Origin of the sequence: Paenibacillus sp. J5C2022 (genome assembly GCF_025567625.1) — a bacterium.
Lineage (GTDB): Bacteria > Bacillota > Bacilli > Paenibacillales > Paenibacillaceae > Pristimantibacillus.
In genome coordinates, this window is the sequence record NZ_JAOQJC010000014.1 from 126,758 (window position 1) to 139,006 (window position 12,249).

Sequence of the window (12,249 nt, forward strand, 5' to 3'; positions counted from 1 at the left end):
CGCTATTCAAGCATGAAGAATTTCAATCCGGGAGACTCCCGCTCCCAGCTTGATCAGCACTTCGCCCTCGCGAAGCAGCGTATGTCCGCATGCCAGTTCAGCTTCTGTCACGGCTAGCGGCGACTGAACGCCGTCTACCCGTACGCTGCAGGATCTCTGCAGACCGCGGCAGATGAGTGTGACTGGCTCTTCTCCTGCCGACTCCACTTCAGCAGTCAGCCCGCTCACAGAAGCTGATGCCCGAAGCTTCACATCGGCGCCCGTCTCGTCACGGAATGCGTAGTTCACCTCGGCCGATACGAATATCATGAAGCACAGTTGATCATGCTTATCCGTCGCATTGCCCACATGACTGGCCAATCGGTACGAAGCATCCAGGTTAAGCGGCAGCACGCTGTCCCCTTTCATATAGACGGGAATCCTGGCCAGGTCGGCATCAGCCGTCAGCCACAATCCTCCCGCCAACGGTCCTGCGCCCGCTTCCAGCAACGGTAGCCACTGTCCTCGCGGCAGATAGACGCGTGCCTCGGTCGCCCCTTCCTCCGTCACGGGAGCTACCAGCAGATTGGCCCCGAACATATACTGCTGCGCCAGCTCCGCGCAGACGGGGTCATGCGGATAATCCAGCAGCATAGCCCTCATTAGAGGAGCGCCCGTAGCCGAACTGACCGCAGCCTGTTCATATATATAGGGAAGCATATTCATGCGAAGGTCGGCATAACGCTTATACAGCATCAGTGCTCCCCCGCACCCCGTTCGCTCCGCTATGTTCCATGGCGTACGATCTTGATTGAACTGCCCTTTGCTCTCCGCATGATACTGCATGACAGGACAGAAGGCCGCCATCTGGGTTGAGCGGATATACAGCTCGGCAGTCGGGATATCGCCGGAGAAGCCCCCCAGATCCCATCCCCAGAACGGCAAGCCCGACAAGCCGCTGCTTAGGCCCGCAACGATGCTGGAGCGATACGCATCGAACGTCGACTTCTCGTCTCCCGCCCAGTGCAACGGAGTATTCTGCGCTCCCGTATAGCCGGAACGGCTGAAGGTGATCGCTCCCCCTTCCACGAAGCGGTCAGCGAATCGATGGAAGGCGCCGATATACGCATTGGGATACTCATTGCGCATTTCCGCGCCGTCCCGTCCGTCATGGAATGTCGCGTCAGAGCCGTAGATGCACTCCCCGCCATCCGTCTTGAAGCCGTCAATGCCAATATCGTCCAGAAGATACTGCCGCTTCGACAGCCACCATTCCGCCGCTTCCTCACTCGTAAAGTCTGGAACGAGGCTCCCCCTGAACCATTCGTAATGAGGGATGCGATACGGCGTACCGTCTCCGCGGCGCACCGCGTAACCCCGCTCCACCATCGTCCTCTCGTCGGCATCCCGCTGCGCGTGCGGAATGCCCTCCATATACTTCATCACCGGCGCTTGCCATAAGAGCAGCCGGATATTCTGCTCGTGAATGCGCTCTACAAGCGCCTTCGGATTCGGCCATCTGCCCCATGCCGGGAAGGTGAAGTCGTCATAGACGAAGCGTGCTTCGCCTGACTTCTCCTGGTATTGGGCATCGTTGAATATATAGAAGCTGGCTTCGTCGCTCCATTGCTCCAGCACCAGCACCGTGGACGGAATCGCATGCCTTGCAGTCTGCTCCAGCTGCCAGTCTGTCTCTTGCTCGCTGTCCCAGTTGTTGCTGGACATCCATGGGCCGAATGCCCACTTGGGCGGCAGCTTGGGCCGTCCTGTAAGCGCAGTGAATCGATTCAATAGCTCAAGAGGCTCTCCCGTCCACACATACCATCTCAGCGTCTGACGATCGCGATGAACGTCCGCCTCTACCTGCATCATATCGCTGGTTCTCGTGCCGCATCGGAAGGAGGAATAGAGTGAACTGTCCAGGAACAGGCCATAGCCCTCCGAGCTCATGACGAACGGAATCGGAATATACGTGCGAAAGCCCTGATCTTTATATTGGTTGAACACGTAATGATCCAGCTCGAAGCCGCGGAATTGAATGCCGGCGAATCGCTCACCCATGCCATACAGCCGCTCTTCCTCCGTCAAGCCGGTGTTCATGCGCAGCTTATGCACCTTCCCCTTGCTGTCCGTCAGCACTTCCAGAGCAGGCGTCGAGCCGCCATAGCTGTGCGGCAGCAGGTCGCTCGCCCCTCTCACAATCTGCCAGGACAAGCCTCCCTCTCGATAATGCAGCTGAAGAGAGCCGATCGACACGCTATCTCCTTCTTCGAACGAGTGCAGGGGCCCCGATGCCTCATCCCCTTCCTTCCCTTCTGCCGTCCCGAACGTCATGCTCATACCACCCTCGACGATATGCAGACCCAGCTTATACGATGGATTGCCTGCAATGCCAGTCGGGGAAGCGTAATACACATCCACCCGCCCCGTCTCCGCCCGGTAGCCGGCTACCTCCTCTATCCCGCTCCATCTCAAAACTTCATAGCGATAGCTGCCAGAATGGAACGGCTTGCCTCCCGAATGCGCAATGAACCGGTATTCTACGGAAGCGAACGCATCGCAATCAGATATCTCCGCCCGCCAGTGCAGCTCGCTATCCTCCTCCTCAATGGCGATCATCCTGACCCGGCGCTCTTCGCCGCCATTCACCCTATAGCTTAGCCACACTTCCTCCAACGGCTCAAGGGATCTCGCCAGCGTGCGGACGACAACCGTATCGCCAGCCGTCACCATCCTTGGCGACCGTTCATTCTCACGAACGATATATGGGCTTTCGCTGCCGAGCGGCTCATGCTCGAACTCCACTTCAGCCCGTACAGGCAGCGCGGCCGCGGCTTGCTGCGCCATCTCTACCCATATGGACGGTTTCCCCTCTCTTCCTTGGACGGCCTGCTCCAGCAGACGCTTGGCGCTGGCCGTCTGACCGCATTCGCTATAGTACCAGGACAGAATTGCCGCATGGTCGCCCTGCAGCCCCTTCACATCCAGCCGATCGAGCGATTTCAATAGCGCCAGATCTCCCGGCGTGACGTAGCCGAACGGAACAGCCGCCAGCACAATATCGGCCCATATCGCGTCTGTACCCCGCTCGCTGACGAGATGGGTCCCGTTCATGAAGTCCGTGAATAGGACGCTTCTAATGTCCTTGCCGATTCTATGCGCTTCCTCCAAGCGGAGAATATGGGCCGCTGACCGCATGGCCGCGTAATATAATGCCATTCCGCTGAAGTAAATGCCGCTCCGTTCGCCCCAAAGCCAGTGGACCGCCGGCTTCTGCCAGTGTGCGCCAATGAGCGCAACGCTCTTCTCTATGAACGACGCATAAGGCTGCAATTCCGACGTATCGCCTGTCGCATGTGCGTACTCGCCCGCTACCCATAGATAATAGGCGCAATCATGCAATGTATATCGGGAAGGACTAAGTGTGCTTGCCGTTTCGATCAGATAAGCTCCGGCCGCCTCTGTCTTCCCTTGCTTCAGCTCCGCATAATGAGCCAATGCCAGATCTCGCGGCGCATAAGTTGTAATCGTCATCATTTTATCCCTCCCAGTTGCAATCCGGATTTGAAGTAGCGCTGCGCGAACAGATACAGCACGATAATAGGCAGCATGGAGATCAGACTGCCCGCCATCAGGACGTTGTACTTGCTTTCGAATTGCCCGTTCAATTGTCCCAGCGCGAGCGGCAGCGTCATCTTCTCCTTCTCCGACAGCACGATTAGCGGCCAGAAGTAGTCTCCCCATACGTTCATCACCGTCAGAACGGCCAGCGTCATGACGATCGGCATGCTGAGCGGGATAATGATTTTGCGGAATACATCCACATGAGAAGCTCCGTCCATGAATGCAGCATCGAGGAAGTCGTCATGCAGCGTCATCATATATTGCCTCAGCATGAAGACGGCGAACGCGTTGAAGATCGACGGCATCATGAGACCGGTGAACGTATTGACCAGATGCATTTCTTTCAGAATGAGAAAGATTGGGATCGTCGTCACTTGCGTCGGCACCATCATCGTAGCCAGGAATAGCGCGAACACGACCTCGCGGCCCTTAAAATTCACCTTTGCAAAAATGTAGGCGGCCATGGACGCCGAGATTAACGTAATCAGCGTCGACATCGCCGTCACATACAGGCTGTTGGCTATCGCTTTCCCGAAGGGGAACAGCGAGAACAGCTTCTCATACGCCTCCAGACTGAACGGGTCCGGTATCCACTTAATCGGGATCTCCAGATACGCTCCGTCCGTCTTGAGCGAGGTGCTTAGCATCCAGATGAACGGAAGCAGGGCGAAGAAGGCCAGCAGCGAAGCAATCAGATAGAATGCGATCGGTCTATATATTCGGCTACCCATCATAATGCACCCACTTCTTCTGTAGTCTCATCTGAATCATCGTGAAGATAAAAATAATGATAAACAACAGCCATGAGAACGCAGCCGCGTAACCCATCTTGTGATACTTGAAAGCCAGCTTGTAGATGCGTTCCACCATCACCTGCGTCGAGCCGTGCGGGCCGGCGTCCGTCATAATCATGACCTGAGGGAACAGCTGGAAGGAATTAATGATGCTAATAATGATGACGAAGAACAGGATCGGCGACAGCAGCGGCAGCGTAATCTTAAGCAGCCTCTGCGCAGCGCCCGCTCCGTCAATCTGCGCAGCTTCATAGTAGCTGGGGTTAATGCCCTGCAAGCCCCCCAGGAGAATAAGGGAGAAGAAGCCCATGTCCTTCCATACGCTGGCCAGCACGATGCCGGGCATCGCCCAATGCGGGTCCTGCAGCCACGCGGGGCCTTCAATGCCGACGAAGGACAGCAGCTGATTGACCGGCCCGTAATTCGCGCTCAGCAGCCATCTCCATATGAGCGCCCCCGCCACCCATGAGGTGAGCACCGGGATAAAGTACATGACGCGATATACACTTAATCCGCGATATGACTTGTTGAGCAGGATGGCAATGCCGATCGATACGACCAGCATAAGGGGCAGATATAACACGATATAATACGCCGTATTGCGGAACACCCGCCAGAACTCTTCGCCACGCAATATCTCCGCATAGTTGTCGGCACCGATAAAATTCGGCGTGCCGGCTGCAGGGTTCCACTGGTTCAGCCCGTTCCAATCGGTGAAGCTAATGACAAGCGAGTAGATGATTGGAATGACGCTGAACAACACCAAGCCGAAACAGGACGGCAGAAGAAATCCCGCGATGACTAGCCACTTCTTCCCACTTCTCTCTGCGCGCATAGGACACCTCGCTACTTCAGTTTAATCTTCTCTTCCAATTCCTTCTGCGCATCCGCCAGCGCTTTCTCCGGCGTATCCGCACCTTGCGCAGCCTTGGACAGATAATTGCTCAGAATATCGTTCATCTCACTGAACTGTTCAATGACCGGGGGCGTGATCAGATACGCCAGGGAATCGAATACCGCTTTCCTGTTATCCGGAGGAGTAATGCTGAGGTAAGCCTCTTGAATTTCTGGATGCGTCACCGCCGGAAGCTCCCAGTTCGCATCGACTCTGATCTGCGCGGCTTCCTTGCTGCCGGACATGAAGGCAATCCACTTGAATGCGGCGTCCGCCACCTTGCTCTCCTTATTGATGACCAGCCCGTTGGCGAAGAAGTGCGTCGCTTTCTGCTTGCCGCCCGGCTCCACCTCAATATCCCAATTGAACTTCACATTTTGCACAAAATCAGGGAACGCCCAAATGCCGGTAATCAGCATGCCGAGTCGTCCCGTCTTGAACAGGTCCCAATCGCCGACACCGCTCAACTGCGCCTCCGAAGGCATCACATTCGTCACATTGATCCGCTCGGCCAGATGGCGAAGCGCTTCCACATTCTCCGGCGTATTGACCGTGAAGGCCGTGCCGTCCTCATTCAGCAGGCTGCCTCCGTTTTGCCGAACCGCTTTGAAAAATTCGAAAAACTGAACGCCTTGGTGAACACCGAATATATCATCGCCAAGCGCTCGAATTTTCGCAGCGGCATCGTCCATCTCTTTCCATGTCCAATCCTTCGTCGGATAGTCTACGTTCGCCTGATCGAACAAGTCCTTGTTGTAGAACAGCACGACGTTGGAGAAGCTTGCCGGCAGGCCATACTGAACGCCGTCGTCCTGGAATGCATTCAGCGCCTGCTCTTGCAGTGCGGAGCGGTCAATTGTGAATGCGTTCAGATCGTGCAATACGCCTTTCTTCGCATAGGAGAAGAAGTTCTCGAAGTTCAGCTCGTATGCGTCAGGCGCTGTTCCGGCGGCCACTCTCGTCTGCAGTTGCGTGAAGTACTCCTCATAGCCGATCGTTTCGATATCGATTGTAATGCCGGGGTTCAGCTCTTCGAATTTCTCCTTCATCTTCTCCAGCGCAGGCGCCGCATCACCCGCACCGGAGAAGTTGGCGAATTTCACCGTCACATTCTCCGTTTTTTTGTCCTTCCCGCCCGTCGAAGACGCCTCATCTTCCTTCCCTGCACAACCTGCGACCAACACCGTCATCATCGTTGCCGCCAGCAGTCCCGACAGCGTTTTGCCCCATTTTCCATGAACCATCGATCAATTACCCCCTCATGTAAGTGAAAAGATGTAATATCATTAAACGGCTTATGTTGTTAACCGTTTAACTTCCGAACTGTGCTTCTTTCTACAATTTCCAAAGGCAAGAGGGAATGCGTGCCTTCCGTCGACTTCTTGTCAGTAGATCTAAGCTGTTCGATAAGCAATCTGGCCGCCCTCTCGCCCTTCTGCGCAATGCTTTGCTTCACTGTGGTCAAAGGCGGATAGAGCATTCCCGCCCAGGCAATATCGTCGAATCCGATGACTGACACATCCTGCGGTACGGAATTGCCGTTCTCCATCAAGCCGCGAATGACGCCGAACGCGACAAGATCGGCCGTCGCGAACACTGCCGTGATGTCCGGATTGTTGCGAGCGATATGCCCCCCCGCTTTAAAGCCATGGTCGAATGTAACGGAATGCTCGAACACATAATCCGGGTTATAGAACAGTCCCGCCTCCTGAAGCGCCCGCTTGTAGCCAAGGAACCGCTTCTCGACGACGCCGTCGCGTCTGATCATGCCGGTTACGATCGCGATATGGCGATGCCCGTTGTCAATCAGATGCTTCGTGGCCAGGTAACCTCCCAGCTCATCGTCGATTCCGACATTGGTGAAGTAATCGTCATGAATATAGCTGTCGATCAGTACGATAGGAATGTCGGCCTCCTTGCATTCCTCGTACAGCTTCTCTGGATAGACCCCCATAATGATGGCGCCGTCCAGATTGCGCGAGATGGAGATGTCCAGATAAGACTTGCCCTTCTCCACCCCCGCCAGAATAATGTGATAGCCGTATTCTCTGACCACCGACTCAATGCTGCTGATCATTTCGCTATAGAACGGGTTCTGGAACACCAGCTGCTTGTGCTCCTCGGTCTGCGGGATGATGACCCCAATCAGCTCAGAGGTATTTTTGACAAGTCCCCTGGCGGAAATGCTGGGAATGTAATTCAGCGCTTTGATGGATTCATAGATGGTACCGATCGTTTCTTCTGATACTTTATGCGCTTTACCATTAAGCACATAAGACACTGCGGCGACTGACACCCCTGCATGACTGGCAACATCTTTAATCGTTACTTTTTTCTTGGACACAGTAGCTGCTACTCCTTTTCGCATATAAACTAGTTAACCGTTTAACCTCACTATAAATTCCAATCCTCCTTTTGTCAATAGTTTTGTTATAAGCGCTTACAAAAAGCGTTTTCGCAACTTTCCTCTTCCATGTACGGTATACTAATGTAAACCTCATATTATCTAACGGGAGGAGATGATAACCATTCGATATAAGCTCTATATCTTCTTTAGCATCGTATGCATTCTGATGCCGATAGCCGCCACCATTTATGGCATATGGGACAGCAAACAACCGAAGGTAGGTCCCATCGGCAATGGTCCTTATCCTTTCGAGCCGCCGCTCTCCTTTATTTTTTGCTTCATCACGGGTGTCGTTAATTTGCCCGTTGCTATCATCCGATACAGGAAGTATAAGCAAGGGGAAAATAAAGACAAGGACTAATGCTTCCCCATCTCCACGAATCTATTGTGGTAAAATAAAAACAAGCCTTATGCCTGATCGATTAATGAAAGAAGGAGTCTGAGCGGACGATGAATAAACCGGCAACAATCTATGATATCGCCAAGCATGTCAATGCTTCACCCGCAACCGTATCCCGGGTGCTGAGCAACAGCAAGTATCCCGTACGCCCGGCGCTGGCCGAGAAGATCCGGGAAGCCGCCAGGGAGCTGAATTATACCCCCAATAGCATCGGAAGGCAGCTGAAAACGAATAAAACATCGACAATCGGCGTCATCATCCCCTCCATCACGAACCCTTTCTACGCCGCAGTCGTCTCCGGCATTGAAGAGACTGCGAGCGAGCAGGGCTACCAGGTACTTCTGTGCAATTCTCAGAACAATCCCGAGCTGGAGCTGCAGCATCTGAAAAATTTGCAAGAAAATCAGGTGAAAGGCGTGATCATCTCCTCGATTATCGATAAAAATGACGGCTTGAAGCAATATTTGAGCCATGGCTTTAAAGTCGTCACAATCGACCAGAACCATCCTGATACCGATACCTGCCAAATCAATTTCGACTATGCCAAAGGGGGGCATGTCATTGCCTCTCATCTGCTGGAGCAAGGCCACCGGGATATCGCCTTCTTGTCCGCGCCGCTTGACCGCCCCAGCCGTCAACTGATCTATCAAGGCTATAAAGAGGCGCTTCATGCTCGCGGAGTCGACATTGACCAGGCCAGAGTGCTAATCTCTTCTACAAGCGAGGAGTCTGGCAAGCCAATTACGGAGTTCCAGCAAGGCAAGCAATTGACACGCCGTCTGCTGCAATCGAAGCCGTGGCCGACCGCCATCATGGCCAGCAACGATATGCTCGCCTTCGGCGTAATGAACGAACTCGTCAATAAGGGCATTCGTGTACCGGAAGACATCTCCGTCGCCGGCTTCGACAATCTGGAATTCGCCGAGATCGTCGCGCCCGCCCTGACGACCGTCGAGCAGCCCAAGCAAGAGATGGGAGCAATCGCCAGCCGTCTGCTGATCGACCTTCTTAACGATGTTGATAATGCTCCCGGTGAAATTATGCTTCAACCGCAGCTCGTCGAAAGAAAATCTGTCCATGCGGTAACTTAACATTAATTTTTCAATAATATCTTGTGTCTGAAGGATATCCATGGTATCCTTTCAGTAATCGATTTCAGAAATCGATTTCTATATTTCTAAAGGAGTGAACTTAGTTGCAAATTCATATTTACCAGGATGCCGACATGACTGGCAAGCAAGCAGCTATAAACGCTGCAGTATGGATCAATACATGCATTCAAGAAAGGGGAAAGGCGAGAATCGTGCTTTCAACCGGCGCATCGCAATTCCCATTTTTCGAGCACTTCGTGCAGCAGCCGATCGATTGGGCCGCCGTCGAGATGTTCCATCTTGACGAATATATCGGACTATCGGAATCGCATCCCGCAAGCTTTCGGAAATATTTGAAGGAACGCTTCGCTTCACGCGTCCCGTTAGGCAAGGCTTACTTCGTCGACGGTGATAGCGCAGATGTGTCCCAAAGTCTGATCAGACTGGAGCAGCTAATTGCGGAAGCGCCACTAGACTTGGGGCTTATCGGGATAGGTGAGAATGCGCATATCGCCTTTAACGATCCGCCTGCCGACTTCTCAGCACGTACCGCATACAAGATCGTCGATCTGGATGACGATTGCAAGACGCAGCAAGTGCGCGAGGGATGGTTCCAAGATCTTGACCATGTACCAAAGCAGGCCATCTCCATGACCGTTCATGGTATTATGAGCTGCAGTAAAATCATCTCCGTCGTTCCTCACGAAGTAAAGGCCAATGCCATCAAGCGAACGTTGGAAAGCGATCTGACCAACCTTATACCGGCTACCATGCTGAAATCCCATGCCGACTGGTCCTTATACTTGGATCCTGCATCCGCCTCTCTGCTTCCAATCCGTCTGGTGGCGGCCACTTCTCAATATGCGGAAGCCCCCACAAAGTGAAGCTTTGCTTCGAAGCTTACTGGGGTACTTTGCGAGGAGCACGGAGCTTATCAATTTTTTATACAACAAATAAGCCTTTAGATCGTTGCCGATCTAAAGGCTTCTAATGTATTGGGATGGTGCGCGTAGAGGGACTTGAACCCCCACGGTCTCCCGCCAGATCCTAAGTCTGGTGCGTCTGCCAATTCCGCCATACGCGCTTATTTGTTGCTCAGAAATATAATATACAGCATTTTGATTAGGAATGCAAGCAATTTTTTATGAAACAAAATGAACCAAGATTCCGTTCAGGAAAACAAAAACCCCTTCTGCTCGAAAGGGTTTCTCATGAGTGGTGCGCGTAGAGGGACTTGAACCCCCACGGTTTCCCGCTAGATCCTAAGTCTAGTGCGTCTGCCAATTCCGCCATACGCGCGCTACTATGCGGCTTCTCGGCGATTGTGTCCGCGTGATATTCGGGCTTTGCGTTAGACTCTTTTCGATGGCTTAAACGTTGGCTTAACGTTGGCTTAACGAATCTAACGTGGCATACCCCGCACTTACCGCACAAAAGCGTACCTTATAACCTAACGAAATTATAGCACGGAGGCTTGACGAGGTACAAACGAAAAAAAGGCGGCCGATCCCCGGAAACGATTCCCGAGAAGCGACCGCCATGTATTGCGTTTACATTTATTACCATTGAGTTAAAAATTGATTCGCCGATTGTATATGCAGCAGCCGAGGGGTCCGCGATGGCACCCGTTGGGGGCCTGCGCCGCTTGCCGTCAGTCCGCGCTAGACACCGAATCTAGCGAGTACATTCCGATCGGATTCCGAAACCCGAAACCCCGCGTCACGTCTACGTTTTCAGCGATTAGCACCGTTTTAGCGTCCGATATAGTCCGATCCTATTTGCACTATTACACATATGGACGGCCAAACCCCGTGAGTTTTCGGAGGTCGTCCGTCCCAGGACCTCGCTGCAGGTGTTTTCGCCATTTGTAAAGCGTTGTAAACACGTAATTCCCCGTATTTGTAACCTTCCGTAGCCCGACGTAACCTTCCGCAACCCCGTGTGTAATCGTAATTACTACGTTTAACTCGTCAATGCTACGTTATTCGTGAATCGTCCGGAAGGTTACAACGGTGATACGCTTGCCTTACGTCAATTACCACTTTACTTTACATTAGCGCTCGCTTTGACGTGCTTTCAACGCTTCCAATCGCTGCCTTAACGCTTCAACGTCCGTCGTCTTATCGGTCTGCTTCGTTTCCACTTCGACCTTATCCGTCAGCATGGCGTTAGCTTGTAGGATAAGCTTTGCGGCCGCTGCCGACTTATTATCGATAGCGCTTCGAAGCATGGCGTCCATTACTCCGCCTAATCGATCGGACGTGTAGCGCTTTACCTCCGCTCGCAGTTCCGTGTTAAACTCGTCAGTCCTCCGCCAAGCGTGCAGCGTCTGCCTTGATACGCCGCAAAGTGCCGCGATTTCCTCCAACGTTTTGCCGCCATGCTTCGGCTGTATTAGCCATTCGATTGCCGTATACTGTTCCGGTTTTAACATAATTGCGTATCCCCTTTCGTATAAAAAAGAAGCCCCGACCAATTGGCGAGACTTCTTCGTGATTATTTGGTTACTTCGTTCACTTCCGGTTCTCGTTCCGTCGATTGCAGCGCTTCGAGTTCGAGCTGAAGACCGGTTAACTCTTCTTCGAGTTCCGCTATCTTCTCGGCCTTCTCGGCGTTGACTTCTTTGACAAGTTTAGCGTATTCCTCGTCGCTCATACCGTCTTTGTATACATAGCGCAGCTTATACTCGGGATCGTTTACATACTCTAGTTTTTCCTCTACTTCGACAATGCGGCCTTTTATAATTTCGATGCGGACTTCCTTCTGATATAACTCTCTCGATAACGTAATAATAGCGTTGTTGTCGCCTTCAGCCGGTTTATAATAAACGCCACGACCTAAACCTTCACTTAACTCGCGAACCGGCGCGTAACTCTTACCATCGATAACGATTACGTCACTCATACGTTTTCCGTCGAGATAGAGTTCCGCCACCGACCCTACTTTCTTGCCGATCATTGACGCCTGCTCCGCCAAGGCTTGACCGCTGAACATAAGTACCGCGCCTATAACAATTCCGATAGCTACCTTCTTCATGGTATAACCTCCCATATTTTTAT

10 protein-coding genes and 2 tRNA genes are annotated in these 12,249 nt (G+C 52.8%); 3 read left to right on the forward strand and 9 right to left on the reverse strand.

Features of this window, described 5'->3' with window-relative positions:
* Positions 1-6 precede the first annotated feature (6 nt).
* From M6D81_RS13705 to M6D81_RS13725, 5 genes are read right to left on the reverse strand one after another with little or no spacing between them, the layout of a single operon-like run.
* Positions 7-3,516 carry a glycoside hydrolase family 31 protein gene (locus tag M6D81_RS13705; protein ID WP_262677466.1) on the reverse strand — a complete coding sequence of 1,170 codons (3,510 nt, stop codon included), beginning with the start codon at positions 3,514-3,516 and terminating at the stop codon, positions 7-9.
* Positions 3,513-4,337, reverse strand: a complete 825-nt coding sequence (locus M6D81_RS13710) for a carbohydrate ABC transporter permease (protein ID WP_262677467.1) — start codon at positions 4,335-4,337, stop codon at positions 3,513-3,515. The genes M6D81_RS13705 and M6D81_RS13710 overlap by 4 nt, the downstream gene beginning before the upstream one ends.
* Positions 4,327-5,232, reverse strand: a complete 906-nt coding sequence (locus tag M6D81_RS13715) for a carbohydrate ABC transporter permease (RefSeq protein WP_262677468.1) — start codon at positions 5,230-5,232, stop codon at positions 4,327-4,329. Before M6D81_RS13715 ends, M6D81_RS13710 begins: the two co-directional genes overlap by 11 nt.
* A gap of 11 nt (positions 5,233-5,243) precedes the next feature.
* Positions 5,244-6,536 (reverse strand): ABC transporter substrate-binding protein, encoded by a 1,293-nt coding sequence (locus M6D81_RS13720; RefSeq protein WP_262677469.1) that lies wholly within the window; start codon positions 6,534-6,536, stop codon positions 5,244-5,246.
* 59 nt (positions 6,537-6,595) lie between these two features.
* Positions 6,596-7,636: a LacI family DNA-binding transcriptional regulator gene (locus M6D81_RS13725; RefSeq protein ID WP_262677470.1), complete on the reverse strand. Its 1,041-nt coding sequence runs from the start codon at positions 7,634-7,636 to the stop codon at positions 6,596-6,598.
* A 175-nt stretch (positions 7,637-7,811) separates the two neighbouring features.
* On the opposite strand from M6D81_RS13725, the gene M6D81_RS13730 reads away from it, so the two are divergent.
* From M6D81_RS13730 to M6D81_RS13740, 3 genes are all read left to right on the forward strand, one after another.
* Positions 7,812-8,060 carry a hypothetical protein gene (locus tag M6D81_RS13730; RefSeq protein ID WP_262677471.1) on the forward strand — a complete coding sequence of 83 codons (249 nt, stop codon included), beginning with the start codon at positions 7,812-7,814 and terminating at the stop codon, positions 8,058-8,060.
* An 89-nt stretch (positions 8,061-8,149) separates the two neighbouring features.
* Complete coding sequence (locus M6D81_RS13735) at positions 8,150-9,190, forward strand: LacI family DNA-binding transcriptional regulator (protein ID WP_262677472.1); 1,041 nt, start codon at positions 8,150-8,152, stop codon at positions 9,188-9,190.
* 104 nt (positions 9,191-9,294) lie between these two features.
* Positions 9,295-10,074: a glucosamine-6-phosphate deaminase gene (locus M6D81_RS13740; protein WP_262677473.1), complete on the forward strand. Its 780-nt coding sequence runs from the start codon at positions 9,295-9,297 to the stop codon at positions 10,072-10,074.
* 117 nt (positions 10,075-10,191) lie between these two features.
* Here M6D81_RS13740 and M6D81_RS13745 read toward each other — a convergent pair.
* From M6D81_RS13745 to M6D81_RS13760, 4 genes are all read right to left on the reverse strand, one after another.
* Positions 10,192-10,274 (reverse strand) — tRNA-Leu (locus tag M6D81_RS13745).
* Between the two features lie 132 nt (positions 10,275-10,406).
* Positions 10,407-10,489: transfer RNA gene (locus tag M6D81_RS13750), tRNA-Leu, on the reverse strand.
* 754 nt (positions 10,490-11,243) lie between these two features.
* Positions 11,244-11,624 (reverse strand): phBC6A51 family helix-turn-helix protein, encoded by a 381-nt coding sequence (locus tag M6D81_RS13755; protein ID WP_262677474.1) that lies wholly within the window; start codon positions 11,622-11,624, stop codon positions 11,244-11,246.
* Between the two features lie 62 nt (positions 11,625-11,686).
* A complete protein-coding gene (locus M6D81_RS13760) occupies positions 11,687-12,226 on the reverse strand; it encodes a hypothetical protein (RefSeq protein WP_262677475.1) in 540 nt (179 codons plus the stop codon).
* Positions 12,227-12,249 lie beyond the last annotated feature (23 nt).